13 protein-coding genes are annotated in these 13,189 nt (G+C 65.7%); 8 read left to right on the top strand and 5 right to left on the bottom strand.

All coding sequences use genetic code 11. The annotated features are described in order from the left end of the window. Window positions 1-183 (top strand): type II toxin-antitoxin system Phd/YefM family antitoxin (locus tag ADBZ5N_RS06845; protein ID WP_526256737.1); only part of this gene is annotated, 183 nt, incomplete at its 5' end. Further along, the gene (locus tag ADBZ5N_RS06840; RefSeq protein ID WP_526256736.1) at window positions 161-598 is read left to right on the top strand and encodes a type II toxin-antitoxin system VapC family toxin; all 438 of its coding nucleotides are present in this window, start codon (window positions 161-163) and stop codon (window positions 596-598) included. The genes ADBZ5N_RS06845 and ADBZ5N_RS06840, both read left to right, overlap by 23 nt. Window positions 599-1,179: 581 nt before the next feature. On the opposite strand, the gene lysA is transcribed toward ADBZ5N_RS06840, so the two are convergent. Together lysA and ADBZ5N_RS06830 are read right to left on the bottom strand one after the other, a co-directional pair. Next, complete coding sequence (gene lysA / locus ADBZ5N_RS06835; RefSeq protein WP_526256735.1) at window positions 1,180-2,451, bottom strand: diaminopimelate decarboxylase; 1,272 nt, start codon at window positions 2,449-2,451, stop codon at window positions 1,180-1,182. 355 nt (window positions 2,452-2,806) lie between these two features. Further along, entirely contained in the window at window positions 2,807-4,198 is a 1,392-nt protein-coding gene (locus tag ADBZ5N_RS06830; protein WP_526256734.1) for an aminotransferase class III-fold pyridoxal phosphate-dependent enzyme, read from the bottom strand. 107 nt (window positions 4,199-4,305) lie between these two features. Here ADBZ5N_RS06830 and ADBZ5N_RS06825 point away from each other — a divergent pair, with 107 nt between their 5' ends. The 3 genes from ADBZ5N_RS06825 to ADBZ5N_RS06815 all read left to right on the top strand — a co-directional run bounded on the left by ADBZ5N_RS06825 (window position 4,306) and on the right by ADBZ5N_RS06815 (window position 6,135). Further along, window positions 4,306-4,938 carry a helix-turn-helix transcriptional regulator gene (locus ADBZ5N_RS06825; protein WP_526256733.1) on the top strand — a complete coding sequence of 211 codons (633 nt, stop codon included), beginning with the start codon at window positions 4,306-4,308 and terminating at the stop codon, window positions 4,936-4,938. Between the two features lie 183 nt (window positions 4,939-5,121). Then, window positions 5,122-5,493: a hypothetical protein gene (locus tag ADBZ5N_RS06820; RefSeq protein ID WP_526256732.1), complete on the top strand. Its 372-nt coding sequence runs from the start codon at window positions 5,122-5,124 to the stop codon at window positions 5,491-5,493. A 15-nt stretch (window positions 5,494-5,508) separates the two neighbouring features. Beyond that, window positions 5,509-6,135 (top strand): FMN-binding negative transcriptional regulator, encoded by a 627-nt coding sequence (locus tag ADBZ5N_RS06815; RefSeq protein WP_526256731.1) that lies wholly within the window; start codon window positions 5,509-5,511, stop codon window positions 6,133-6,135. Between the two features lie 379 nt (window positions 6,136-6,514). Here ADBZ5N_RS06815 and ADBZ5N_RS06810 read toward each other — a convergent pair whose 3' ends face one another. Then, window positions 6,515-7,201, bottom strand: coding sequence for a phosphatase PAP2 family protein (locus ADBZ5N_RS06810; protein WP_526256730.1), 687 nt, complete (start codon window positions 7,199-7,201; stop codon window positions 6,515-6,517). Window positions 7,202-7,264: 63 nt separating this feature from the next. On the opposite strand from ADBZ5N_RS06810, the gene ADBZ5N_RS06805 reads away from it, so the two are divergent. Continuing rightward, window positions 7,265-7,546 carry a hypothetical protein gene (locus tag ADBZ5N_RS06805; RefSeq protein ID WP_526256729.1) on the top strand — a complete coding sequence of 94 codons (282 nt, stop codon included), beginning with the start codon at window positions 7,265-7,267 and terminating at the stop codon, window positions 7,544-7,546. Window positions 7,547-7,754: 208 nt separating this feature from the next. On the opposite strand, the gene ADBZ5N_RS06800 is transcribed toward ADBZ5N_RS06805, so the two are convergent. Beyond that, entirely contained in the window at window positions 7,755-9,350 is a 1,596-nt protein-coding gene (locus ADBZ5N_RS06800; protein ID WP_526256728.1) for a flavin-containing monooxygenase, read from the bottom strand. A gap of 345 nt (window positions 9,351-9,695) precedes the next feature. Between ADBZ5N_RS06800 and ADBZ5N_RS06795 the strand changes: the two genes are divergently transcribed. Beyond that, window positions 9,696-9,941, top strand: a complete 246-nt coding sequence (locus ADBZ5N_RS06795) for a hypothetical protein (RefSeq protein WP_526256727.1) — start codon at window positions 9,696-9,698, stop codon at window positions 9,939-9,941. Between the two features lie 71 nt (window positions 9,942-10,012). Here the strand turns inward: ADBZ5N_RS06795 and ADBZ5N_RS06790 are convergent, their stop codons facing one another. Next, window positions 10,013-10,237: a hypothetical protein gene (locus ADBZ5N_RS06790; RefSeq protein ID WP_526256726.1), complete on the bottom strand. Its 225-nt coding sequence runs from the start codon at window positions 10,235-10,237 to the stop codon at window positions 10,013-10,015. A 142-nt stretch (window positions 10,238-10,379) separates the two neighbouring features. On the opposite strand from ADBZ5N_RS06790, the gene ADBZ5N_RS06785 reads away from it, so the two are divergent. Then, window positions 10,380-13,157, top strand: a complete 2,778-nt coding sequence (locus ADBZ5N_RS06785) for an ATP-binding protein (RefSeq protein ID WP_526256725.1) — start codon at window positions 10,380-10,382, stop codon at window positions 13,155-13,157. Window positions 13,158-13,189 lie beyond the last annotated feature (32 nt).

Genomic DNA, 13,189 nt, shown 5'->3' with positions numbered 1-13,189 from the left:
TCGCCGGTGACGATCACCAGCCGGGGCCGGCCGGTGGCCGTACTGTCGCCCTTGCGGCCGCGGCCGCGGTCCTTCGGGCAGCTTCCGAACATGGCGATCGGTGCCGATTTCGACGAGCCGCTGCCAGCATCGGAACTGGCAGCGTGGGAGGGAACCGCCGGTGGCGGACACGCCGGCGAGTGACGAGCCCACGCCGCTGGTGGTTCACAAGGCGATCCTTCTGGATACCCACACGCTGCTGTGGCTCGTGAGTGCTCCCGGTGAGGTGTCGGCCCATGCCCGCGAGGTGATCAGCGACCCCGCCCGCAACGTCGCAGTCTCCGCCGCCACAGCCTGGGAGATCGCGATCAAGACCCGCCTCGGACGACTCGACGGGGAGCCACTGCTCTCCGCGTGGCCGGAGATCATCGCGGCGATGGGCCTGACTGAATTGGCGATCGAGGGTGCCGACGCGATCGTCGCCGGCCGGCTGCGGTGGGATCACCGCGACCCGTTCGACCGGATGATTGTGGCTCAGGCCGCGCGGCGCGGCCTGACAATCGCCACCCGTGACGCGGAGATCCTCAGCGCCGCGTTGACGCCGACTCTGAAGGTCTGACGAGCCGGGGTTCCGCGACCTGTGCCCGGCCCCAGATTGTTCATAGAAATTTAATTCATAATCGTTGGTTCGTACGTCTTGGTGTTCGGGCACCTCGGGCGGCGGGTGTCCTGCCCGGGAGTTTCCGGTTTCTCGCGCACCACGACCACATCGACCGCACGACCCTCATCGACGTCGATGTCCATGATTGTATGAGGTTGCTGACCGCACCATCGAGCGCCCATACGCTCAGAATTACACAGGCGAGCAGTCCGAAACCACCACTGCCGGTCAAGTTTTCACCGCCCACCTACCGACAGGACGAACACCCACCATGGCCATTTAGACCATCGCCGGCGCCATCTTCGCCGGCACCGCCGCCGCCATCATCTCCGCACCGGTCGCCGCCGCCGGCTCCGCCGCCTGCAACGACGACGGCCCGACCTCGATATGCACCCGCAACGGGCACAACGCGATCTACGCCGAACCCCGCCAGACCGGTCCCAACCTCATGATGGCGCCCGGCTTACCCTTCGGCTTCGGGAACATGCCGATCATGGCCGTGGACTAGACACCCAGGCTGGCGTGGGCGGCTGCATCCGTCAGAGTGGATTGCCGATGAAGGGAACGTCCCGGGCGAGCAGATCGTCCCAGGTGTCCCGGCGCACCACGAGCCGAGGGTTCCCGTCGGAGACAAGGACCACGGGAATGCGTCGCGCTCCGTTGTACTGGTTGGACATTGTGTAGCAGTAGGCCCCGGTGACTGGGACGGCGAGAAGATCGCCCACCACGGGATCCTGAAGCGGCACACCGTCGATGAGTTGATCACCGGACTCGCAGTGACGGCCCACCACGTTGACGGTGTCCCCGCCGCCGAGCCGATTGACCACGGTCGCCTCGAATCGCTGCCCGTACAGCGAGACCTCGAGGTTGTCGCCCATCCCGCCGTCGATCGCGACGTGGGTGACCTCGCCGCGCTTGACCGTAGTGACCCGGTACACCGTGCACGCCGTCGCAGCGGTCATCGAACGTCCCGGCTCGACAAGGATTTGCGCCTGCGCGGGCAGGAGGTTCCGCGCTTGATTCACCAGGGCGGCGGCGTACTCGTCCAGCGCCGGGGGGTGATCGGCGTAGGTGTAGCGGACACCCAACCCGCCGCCGAAGTCGTAGACGTCAAACTCGCCCAATTCGGCGATGGGTGCTACCGCTGCCGCCAGCTGGTCGACGTTGAGGATCTGCGAGCCGACGTGCGTGTGCACCCCGTCGCAGCGCATTCGCTGGCTGCGCCGGATTCGGGCAATCGCCGCCCGGGCCGCCTCGGGGTCCAGTCCGAACTTCGAACCGGCATGACCGGTCGCGACAGCCGCATAGGTGTCGGCCTGGACGCCGGGAATGACTCGCACCAGGCATGGCTGGCGGCGCCCGGGGTCGACGATCCGCTCAAGGCGGTCGATGTCGTCCTCGTTGTCGACGACCACTAGGCCAACGCCGTGGTGGATGGCCATCTCCAGCTCTTCGTCGGTTTTCGCATTGCCGTGCAACACCATCCGAGCCGGGTCCGCCCCGGCCGCCAAGGCGGTGACGATCTCGCCGCCGCCGGCCACGTCGAGCAGCAGACGTTCTTCGGTCATCAGGCGCTGAATGGCCGTGCAGGGAAAGGCCTTCGACGCGAAGGCCACGTCCGATCTGGGCCAACGGTTGCGAAAGGCTGCGAGATAGTCCCGGGCGCGCTGGCGGACGGCATCCTCGGCGACCACCATCACCGGGGTGCCGAACTCCTCGGCGAGCGCCGTCAGCCGGCAACCACCGACAACCAACTCGCCCTCGTCATCGACGAGCGAACCGGGCGGGAACAGTCCGAGTACGTCGATCATCGCTCCTCACCGCCGCGGTCCGGCCATACTGCGGATGCCGTGGCTGTTCGTGATCAATCTATCCGTGACCCAAGACGGAACTCGCCGCCATTGCTGGTAATTCCCGAATGAGAGAAGGGAAGACCATCGTGAACAACACCGCCGCCCCTGCCGCCGCGTCCACTGCCGAGCTGTTCATCAAGACACCTGCAATTATCTCAAAGACCAATCGTGTGGAACCCAACCTTCGACGATCTCGTTCGGCATCGTCCCCACAATGCGTTGGGACGCACGACGGGAGCTATCTGCTCTGCGGCCCCCCGCCTGATGCTAGAGACAGCTTCCTCCCGCTCTTCCGGCTTTGGCGGTGGCCGTACTACCCGGTGAGTTCGTCGAGGAACTCACCGGCGGCGTCGATGTAGGTGTCGACGTCGGCCTCGGTGATGGGATAGGACACCGAGGGGCCGGCGGTGGCGATGGAGTCCCAGATACCACGGTTGAGGAGGAAGACTTTGCGGGCGTCGGCGAGGGGCAGGACCAGTGAGGCGAAGCTCTCCGCTCCGGTGCGCGGGGCCTGCGGGGTGAGACGGAACTGGATACGTCCGCCGAGCCGGTCGATGGTCCACGGGAGACCGACCCGGTCGACCTCGCGCTGCAGTCCGGTCTGCAGCCGCTGACCCAGGGCGTCGACGCGCCGGCCCGCTTCGGGGGTGAAGATCTCGGCGAGCCCGACCCGCGCAGCGGCAATGGACAATGCATTGCCGTAGAGAGTGCCGCCCACGGCGAGACCGTGCGCGTCACCGGTGTCGAGCAGGCCGGGGTCGTGGTCACGGTTTGCGACGAGCACCTCGGCGATCGCGTCGGTCATCCCGATCACCCCGATCGGGACGCCGCCGCCGATCCCCTTGCCGCCGGTGAGCATGTCGGGCTTGAGGCCGAATTCGGTTGTGCCCCCGCCGTGGACGGCGAACTGTACGTGGGTCTCGTCGACGATGAGAACGGCGCCGGCTGCGCGCACGTCGGTGTTCAGCGACGCGACGAACTCCGGTGACGGCAGCACCAGCCCGCAGTTGGTGAGCGCGGACTCGACCAGGACTGCGGCGACGTCGCCACGCGCGAGACGAGCGCGAAGTGCGTCGGCGTCGTTGTAGGGGAGGACATCAGTGGTCTGCGCGGTGGAGGGGTCGAGTCCGGTGAGGTCGGCGTCCATGCCGCCGTCGTTGCGCGACCACAGCGTCTGGTCGAGGTGTCCGTGGTACTTGCCGTCGAAGATGAGCACGGTCGAGCGTCCGGTGGCCACCCGGGCGATGCGCAGGGCGTCGGTGTTCGCACCGGTCGCTGAGAGGGTGAACTGCCATTGCGGCAGGCCGAAACGCTCGGTGAGCAGCCGGCACACCTCTACGGTGTCGGTGGTCGGCAGCAGGAAGTGGTTGCCCAGCAGGGCCTGCTCCTGGATCGCGCGCACGATCGACTCTGGGGCGAAGCCGGCGGGCATCGCCAGATCGCAGGCGTTGAAGTCCAGGTAAATATTGCCGTCCAGATCCTCGAACCGGGGTCCCGATCCGCGGACGGCCACGACGGGGGCATGTCGGTATAGCGAGCGCATCCAGGCCATCGGGACACCGCCGGGCATCACCTGCTCGGCGTCAGCCAGCCACCGGGCCGAGCGCGGGGTCCGCTCGCCGAAGGTCTTAAGTTCCCTGTCGATCATCGCGCGTGCACTGAGGATCAGCGCGTCGTCGACGTGCGGGTATTGGGATGCCTTCATGGTGGATCTCGTCACTTGTTGCGGGCTTGGTCGGCCGTTTGGAGTGGTGCGCCGACGCTACCGCGGTGATTGATAATTTGTCTAGCTTGGACATATAGTCCATAACCATGGCAGTGTCTCGGCGCGACCATCGTTCCCAGATTCCCGCGGACGTGGCTGCGGCAGCCACCGCCCTGACGACTCTGTTCCACCCCCATGTCGAGGTCGCGCTGCACGACGTCGCACGGGATCGGCTGGTCGCGATCTGGAACGCGTTCTCGGCCCGGAAGCCCGGCGAGGAGTCCCTGCTAGATCCGGAGCAGCTCGCCGGTCTGCCCCAAGGACAGGTCCTGGGCCCCTACGAGCAGATCGAACGGCAGGGCCGCCGGCTGTCGTCGGTCAGCGTGCGCGTCGATGAGGGCCGAATGCTGTTGTGCATCAACTTCGACCGGTCGGCCATCGACTCGGCGGCGCTGCTGCTGTCTACTTTCGCCGCACCGAGGGAAGAGCAGCCGGAGGCACTGTTCCAGCGGGACTGGCGGGCGACGGTGAACGGCCTGATCGAGGACTGGTGCCGATCGAACGGAGTGCCCCGGTCGGCACTGAGCCGGGAGGACCGCCTATCCATCGTGGCCGATCTGGACAAGCGGGGTGTCTTCGACACCCGCAACGCCGCCGAACACGTCGCCGCCGCACTGGGGGTGTCACGTGCGACCGTGTACAACCTACGCAAGGATCTGTCTCGAATACGGGCCGCATGATCGGAGTCATCACCCCTGACCAGCTCCACGACGCGGTGAGCTGGATTGCGCCCGGAACTCATCTGACCGCGATGGGCGCCGACATCCTCGGCAAACTGGTTGGATATCGAGGTGACCAGTCGCGAAGCACCCCGTGGACTTCTCCGGATCGGCTTATGGGCTGGCGTCGCCTACTTCTGCTGCATGGCCGCGGCGCACTTCTTCGGCCTGAAGTACCCGCTGCTTTTCGTGTACTACGACGTCCCTTTTTATGCCTATCAGGACAAGATCATTTCCTTTGCGGTGGTGGCCTACGTCTGCCTCTTCGTGAATGCGGCCCTGAACCGGAGCGCGGTGCCCTTCGCCTTGATCGCCTTGGGGGTCACCGTTCTCGGATTGTCGGCCGTCAATGTCTCGGCCGCGCTGGCGGCGGTTCTCGACGGCCGCCCAACTCGTGTCTATTGGCTCCAGACGGGTCTAATAGCCGCATACTTCGTGTGGCTGCTCGTGCTGTACTTCACCAACGGCCGGCGGGAGTCAAACGGGTCCCTGAGCGCCCCCGGTACCGCCGAGTAGCGTTGGGCGCCAGCCATGTTCATCCCGCCGCCGTTCCAGGTTCCCGACGCGGGAGTTCGCCGCATGCTGCAGGATGCGACGCTGGCCTATCTGGTCACGCCCGCGGAGCGCGGGTTGCACGTGACGCCGCTCCCGGTCCGATACGATGTCGAACGGAACAGCCTGACCGGACATGTCTCCCGGGCCAACCCGCACTGGCGTGACCCCGGACCTAACACGGAGTCACTGGCGATCCTGCCCGGAATGGATGGCTACATCTCACCGTCGCTGTATGCCACCAAGGCTGAAACGGGGGAGGTGGTCCCGACGTGGAACTACGAGGTGGTCGTGGCATACGGGCGGTTGGATATCCACGACGATCCGGTCTGGCTCCGCAGACAGGTCGGGGAACTCACCGACCATCATGAAGCCCGGCAACAGCACCCGTGGTCAGTCGAGGATTCCCCGGAATCGTTTGTGGACAGGCAGTTACGGGCCATCGTCGGTGTCGAGTTGGTTATCTCGCGCTGGGAGGGCAAGGCGAAGATGTCACAGAACCAGCCCGAGGCGAACCGGCGCAGCGTCATCGCCGGCCTCGCCGCCTCTGCGGATAGCGCGGATCAAGAGCTCGTCCGCCGGATCATCGCCCACGGTACGGATTGACCTAGCCTCGTCCACCAGCGTCAAGTCACGGAATTGGTTCACGGGGAGGCGCGCCGAGAGGCGCGCTGCTACTGCAGGTTCCCACGGCCGACGACCACTTTCTTATTTGGATGACATCAGCTTGGCCAAATTGCCACTTCGTTGAGAAACCATCTGGAAGTTCCTCCAACCATCGCACCGGCGGGCAGTTCGCCCCTTCGGCAATCGCACAACCGTACGGTTCTCAGACTCAACCCGACGTTAACGGGTGAAACCGGGAGCGCATCAGGGTCAAAAGACCCCTCCCCACGGGCCTCAATGAGTCCGCGTGGGTCGCGGCGAGGGCACCGCCCACGCCGCCGTCACCTCGGTGGCGAAATCACCACGTGGACAGGCGAATTCAGACCTCTGCTTGTTGGCTTTGCCCGGCCGGGCCGCTCGGCCCCCAGGCCTGCCATATCTGAATGGCGAACCAGCCCGCCGACATCCCGATGAACCCGCCCGCGACGATATCGCTGACGAAATGGAAATCGCTGGTCACGAGCGTCGCCGCCACCAGACCGATCACCGTCGCGTAGACGATCCGGCCGCGCGGGTACCACCACCACAGAACGGCGAACACCGCGGTGATCGTCGCGGTCGTCCCCGACGGGAATGACGAGTAGGCCTCGCCGCCGCGGAAGAAGTCGAACCGGAAGACGCCGTCGCGGATGTAGGACGGGTTGTCGTCGACCCACGTCTCGGGCCAGGTGCGGCCGAACGCCAACTGCAGCTGGTCCTTGATCGCACGGGTCACGATCACCGTGCAGGCTGTCAGGAACAGCGTGGCCGTCAGCCGCGACGGCCGGTGCCGGGGAGCGGCGGCCGTGAGCAGGGCGCAGGCCACGATGATCACCAGCGCCGCCTCGTCGGCCCAGCGGTGCAACTCCACCGTCCAGCGCAGCAGACCGAGTGGGCGGGTGTGCTCGCTCATGTAGGAAGCGACGGGACGGTCGACCAGGAGCATGCTCGCCACGACGACGGCGACGCATCCGGCGAGTATGGTCAGCCAGCGACGCAGCGGAGATGCCAAACGGAGACCGGGCACCGCATGAGGGTACGCATACAGCACGGTGGTCAGGTCGAATCGGATTCATCAGTAGTCGGGACGGTGGCGTCGAAGGGCCTGGGTGCGGGTAGCGCCGGGGTGGGGCCAGCCGGCGGGGTGATCACCGCTGTGGGGGCCGCAGTGGCGGCCGCCGTCACCGGCTGCGGGGGTGGGCTGGGGAAGCGGCTCAGCTTGCAGCGCTGGCCCTCCCGCGCAACGAACGACGCGCCGACGCCGCCGCACGCCGCCGGCGTCAACGCGCTCGCCGCAATCGTTGACGTTGTCGGCAAAGACACGATCGACCGCTGGGCCGCGGAAGATCAGGTGTGTCGGCAGTACGCCTAGCTTTGGCCAAGGTCCACGATGACCGTCACCGTGAAGTAAGCGTTTTAGGCCCGCACCCGGGTGAATCGGTGCAGTACCCCCGCCACCGGGATGCTCAACGCCAACGAGTGGACCCTCGAAGGTCAGTGGCGTCGGGGATTACGACCGGGCCTTCGGGGTGGACTTCGCCGGCACCCTTATTCGCAAGGAGGGCCTCCCCTGCCCCGGTTCAGGAACTGAACTCGAAGGAGGCGTACTTCGCATTGGCTTCCTCGCTCAGCTTGCTGTCGTAGGTCTGTAGCCCTCCCAGGAAGAAGGCGCTGTACTTCTTCTTCCCTTCGATGTTGTCGTTCTGGATCCACGACTTGACCTTGTCGAAGACCGTCAGCTTCGAGATCTCCTGGACGGTCTCGGCCCAGCGGACCTGCGCCTCGGCATTCGCTTCGACCGACTGCTGTTGCCGTGCGCGAGCCTCCTCGACCAATTGGGCGATAAAACCAACTTGCAGCTCGATCGACGGCAGCATGTTCGCGAAAGGACCTCCCGGTCCGGTCACAGTGAAGAAGTTGGGGAACCCGGAAACGCTGACTCCGTAGAGAGCGTTCGACTCGTCTTTCCAGGCATCGAACAATCTCACGCCGTGTCGGCCGGCGATGTCGATGTTTCGGTAGGCTCCGTCGACGCCATCAAAACCAGTCGCGTAGACGATGACGTCGGCATCGAACGTCTGCCCGTCTTGCAATTTCACACCGGTCGGCGCGATCTCTGCGATTTCGTTCTCGCTGATGTCGACTAGGGATACATGCGGCTCGTTGAAAGCTTCGTAGTAGCCATCTGCGGACAGTGGCCTGCCTCCGTAGAGACCGGTCGGTTGGAGCAGGGCGGCGGTCTCGGGGTCTTCGACGATCGACGCTATCTTGCTGCGCACGAAAGCTGCCGCGGTCTCATTGGCCTCCTCATTGGTGGCAATGTCGGAGAATGTCTCGAAGAAGAAGCGGAAGCCGCCACCCTTATTCCAGACTCGCTCATACACTTCCTGGCGTTCTGCTTCGGAAACCGCTAAGGCGGATTGACTGCCCTCGACGAACCCCATCGCGAATAAGGAATTGAAGACTGTGTCCCAGACGGCGTCATAGTTAGCCAAGATCTCCTGCTTCTCTGCCTCGTCCACCTCGCGGTTGTTAATCGGGACGACGTACTGTGCCCGGCGTTGGAAGACCGTGACCTCTTTTGCGAGAGGGTGGATGTTGGCCGCAATCTGGCTGCCAGAGGGTCCGGTGCCGACCACGGCTACACGCTTACCGGTCACGTCGAGGTCTTTCGGCCACCGTGCTGAATGGAAGGCGATGCCTTGGTAAGACTCTTTACCCGGCCAATCGGGCACGTAGGGGTTGGTGAGGATGCCGAGCGCGGTTACGAAGTAGGTTGCGGAGAACCGCCGACCTTGGTCTGTGAGGATGTTCCACCGCTTGGTGTCCTCATCGTAGTGAGCCGAGACCACGGTGTTGTTAAAGATATACTGTTCTGCGACTCCACTTTTCGTGGCTGTGTCGTGGATCTGCTCCTGGAGTTGCTCGGCCTTGAGGTAGCGCGAATTCCAGTTCGGCTCGCTGCGATCATCGGAGAAGCGGTATACCCAAGTCTCGGTGTCGGTTTGGGCGCCGGGGTACTGGTTCCAGTACCAGGCCCCGCCCAGGGCTCCGCCTTTCTCGACGCCGACGACCTTATCGAGGCCGAGTCGATTCTTGAACAGGTCGACGGTTCGGATTCCACCAAAACCGCCACCGACTACGACCGCGTCGACCGTCTCAACGTGGACCGTCATGATCTTCTCCTTATCATCTTCTCCCCCGGCTCTTTCAGGGCTAGTGTCTTGCGGCAGTGCATCGCTGGCTAGTGTTCGAATCACACCGATCCTTGATCCACACCGCGACGCACCTTCGAGGCAGCACGCTTCATGTGGTGATGAGCTGGGACGGCCGCGGCGGAGCAGCAGTGCGGGAGCGTGAATGGATGGGACAGCGTTAACGGGATGCCGGGTCGAGGTTGAATTGCGGGGCCGTCGCCCGCTCCATGAACTGCAACACCGCTGCCCGCGTCACGTCCGACACAGCGACTCCCCGCTCGGCGGCAACGCCTAGCAGCCGGTCCAGCTCCGGGGTTCCGCGAAGTGATCGCTCTGGTGTGGGGGCGCCATCTATACGTCGACAACGTCTCCACACTGGCCGCCGAATGCGGCGCCGGGCACGCCGACCGGTTGATGACTTGGCTGGAGAAAGAAGCACAGCGGTTTGGCTGTGAAGGTTTACACTCGGACTCCGAGGTGGCTGAAAATCGCGCCTGCAACTCGCGAATCGTGTTGCTGCCGATTTCAACCCGAATGTGGAGCGGATCGCTGCCCAGCCGTTCATGCTGACCGCCGAGGTGGAGGGCAAGCCTCGGCGGCACATTCTCGACCACGTAGGGGAACCGATGAGGAGCCAGGGACTAGACGCTCTGGCTGTGCTGCCGGGTGTGCAGGGTGTGGGAGAGGTCGGCGAAGGCGTCCTCGGCGTCCACGTAGCGGACCGCCCGACCCTCGCTGATGATGGTGCGCAGTCCCCGCGGTGAGGACTCGTCGCTTCCGTCGGCGAATCCGAAGGTGTACTTGCCGATCACGGCACCCAGGAAGATGAACTCGGTGCGGCATGGGAGGGAACGGCCGAAGGGCACCCGCTTAGCGCGATGGTTCGTACTCAGTTGGTCCGCCAGGTACTTCAAGCGGTCGCCGAGTTCGTCGGCGGCGGAATGATCGCCGGCCCCTGGGATCGGTGAAACTACTGCATTTCCTGCACGGCCGCGCATAATTCACGACATGCCGGGGGTCGAGAATCTACTGGGCCGCCAGCCCGAGTTGGCCCACCTCAGCGGGATGCTGACCGAGACCACCGAACGTGCGGTGGTGGTGTCCGGGGAGCCCGGGATCGGCAAGACAGCGCTACTCGAGCAGGTGGGTGCATCCGCCGCGGGCCAGGGCTGGCAGGTGGTGCGGGTTCTGGGGGTCGAAGCCGAGCAACCCTTCGCATTGGGCGGGCTTAACCAACTGGCGTTCGGGCTCAAAGAATTCCAGGCCGCGCTCAACGAGGCGGACCGTGCCGTGCTGGCGCCGGTGTTCGGCGGTGATCCCGATTCGGTGGTGGCGGTGTTGCCGCTGGCGTCGGGATTGCTGAACCTTGTGGCGATCGCGGCGCGCACCCGGCCCGTGCTACTCGTCATCGACGACGTGCAGTGGCTGGATACGGTCAGTGCGCAGGTTCTGGGTGCGATGGGGCGGCGACTGAGCGATCCTGGGGTCCGGATCGTGGCCGCACGCCGCACGCTGCACACGTCGGCGTTCTCCAGCGCAGGGTGGACTGATGTACAGCTGGGTCCACTGGCCGCGAAAGATTCGGCGCGGCTGCTGGATCGGGCCGCGGTGCCGATGACGGCCAGTACCCGGGCGAGGATTCTCGCTGCGGCCGAGGGCAACCCGTTGGCGCTGGCCGAACTCCCTATCGGCTCCGATCAGATCGAGGAAGGCCTCGGGGCGTTGCCGCTTACTGAGCGCCTGCTCGCGGTGTTCGGCGGGCGGCTGGACGGCCTCGACTCGGGGGTGCGCGCTGATGTGTTGCGGGCTGCGTTGGACGGTACCGCCGCCAACACCGCGTCCTGCGCCCCGACGCGTTACGTGATGGGTGCCGTCCAGCCCGCGATCGCGACAGGGCTGCTCGTAGTTAATCAGCTGGGCGACAACGTATTCCGCCATCCCCTGGTCCGGGCGGCGGTCATCCATCAGGCCGACCCGCAGCAACGCCGCGAAGCTCACCGTGACCTCGCCGCGCTCTACCACGATGTGTTGGAGCGCCGGGCCGCCCACCTGGCTGCGGCCGCCACTGGACCTGACCAGGACGTGGCCGACCTGCTCGCCGAGGCGGCAAAGCTGTCCATTCGTCGCGGTGGCCTTTCCGTCGCCGTCGAGTGGCTCCACCGGGCCGCTGCGCTCAGCACCGACCCGGCCCGTCGAACCGCCGTGATCGCCGACGCGGTCTTCCTCGCCGCCCGCGCCGACCAACCCGCCGATGCGGAGGAACTGCTCGAGATCACTACGACCGGCGAGGGGGACTCGGCGCTGACGGTCCTGGCAGAGTGCTACCAGGGGTTTCACGCCGACGGCGAAGTGATCTCCAGCCACCGGCGGATCCTCGACGCGCTGGCCAGGGCCGCGACCCTCGACGACAAAACGCTGAACCGCCTTGTCTACCTGCTGATCTCGATCACCAACTACGCCCACACCGCCGGATACCGTGAGCAGACCAACGCCGCCCTGTTGAAGGTGCAGGCCCGGCTGGACCCGGCGGTGTCGATGTACCGCACCGGCGTCGACGACTTCGCCGGCACCGCGAACACCGTCCGCGCAATGCTGCGCGACTGGGTGGCGCTGCTCCCGCAAGTCCCGCCCCAACGGATGGTCCTGTTGTCGTTCCCGGCGTACTGCGCCGGGGTCATGGCCGACTTTCGCGCGCCGCTTCAGGCGGCTTTTGCCCAACTGTGCGAGCACGGCGCGTCCGTCGATGCCATCGAGTGCGGACGGGTGGTGCTTGTGGACCTGATAGCCACCGGGCACTGGCGCCGAGCCGAGCAGGTCGGGGCGACCTGCCTGGAAATGACCACGCAGATCGAGTGCAGCCAGTTGCGTCGCCACCAGTTACTCGCCGACCTCGGGGTACTGGCCGCCGGACGAGGTGAGGTGCAGACCGCGCACCGCTACGCCGATGAAGTACGCGTCTGGTCGACACAACGGGGCCTGCAACGGCTCATCGACGGCGCCGAGCGGATCGCGGTGCGGGTCGCTCTGGCCGAGGCGGACTACGAGGCGGCCTATCGGGCGGCGATCAGGATCAGCTCGCCGGGGCGCTGGACTGGTCACAGCCTGCACCACTCCTGCGAGGCGACGCTGTACACCGGCGAGCACGAGTTGGCCGAGGATATGTTCGACTCAGTCGAGGCGGCACTGCACACCGGACGCCGCGATGAGGCCCGCGCGCTGACCGCCGAGGCGGTGCTGCTGAACCTGGCAGAGGTTTCTCCCCGCTCAGCGGCCTTGTGCATCGCGATCTCGGCGATGAGCGCCCCCGATACCGACGCCGACGAGCTCTACCGATCCGCGCTAACCCACCCCGGAATCGCCGAGTTCCCCTTCGAGTACGCCAGAATCGCCCTGGCGCAGGGGATGTGGCTGCGGCGTGCGCGCCGCCATACCGATGCGCGGGCCGCGCTGGAGGTGGCCGTCGATGGCTTCGATCGCCTCGGTGCAAAGCCGTGGGCCGCACGTGCGCGCGCCGAGTTGCGTGCGGCCGGAGCCTCGGTCAAACAATCCCTGGGTGAAATCGCACCGCTCAGCGCCCAACAGCGGCGGATCGCCGACCTCGCCGCAGCCGGACAGAGCACCAAAGAGATTGCCGCCCAACTCAGCCTCTCCCCACGGACCGTCGACTCCCACCTCTACCGGATGTTCCGCAAACTGGGTGTCACCACCCGGGCCGGACTCAGTGATGCTCTGCGCCAACACGATTCCGAACTCAGTGCCGCCGGGGGCGATGTTCGCGAGACCTGAGTTCTACTGGGCGCGAGGAGGACGCCCCAGAT

It is taken from the genome of Mycobacterium sp. (assembly GCF_044370595.1).
In the GTDB taxonomy this organism is placed as follows: Bacteria; Actinomycetota; Actinomycetes; order Mycobacteriales; family Mycobacteriaceae; genus Mycobacterium.
Note: the sequence above shows the minus strand (reverse complement) of the source record. Positions and strands in the feature narration are given on the sequence as shown.

Bases quoted from the DNA above. Each gene is read 5' to 3' on its own strand.
- ADBZ5N_RS06800 (WP_526256728.1), bottom strand. From the start codon at position 9,350: ATGACGGTCCACGTTGAGACGGTCGACGCGGTCGTAGTCGGTGGCGGT.
- ADBZ5N_RS06815 (WP_526256731.1), top strand. From the start codon at position 5,509: ATGTTCATCCCGCCGCCGTTCCAGGTTCCCGACGCGGGAGTTCGCCGC.
- lysA (WP_526256735.1), bottom strand. From the start codon at position 2,451: ATGATCGACGTACTCGGACTGTTCCCGCCCGGTTCGCTCGTCGATGAC.
- ADBZ5N_RS06830 (WP_526256734.1), bottom strand. From the start codon at position 4,198: ATGAAGGCATCCCAATACCCGCACGTCGACGACGCGCTGATCCTCAGT.
- ADBZ5N_RS06825 (WP_526256733.1), top strand. From the start codon at position 4,306: ATGGCAGTGTCTCGGCGCGACCATCGTTCCCAGATTCCCGCGGACGTG.
- ADBZ5N_RS06820 (WP_526256732.1), top strand. From the start codon at position 5,122: ATGGCCGCGGCGCACTTCTTCGGCCTGAAGTACCCGCTGCTTTTCGTG.
- ADBZ5N_RS06785 (WP_526256725.1), top strand. From the start codon at position 10,380: ATGCCGGGGGTCGAGAATCTACTGGGCCGCCAGCCCGAGTTGGCCCAC.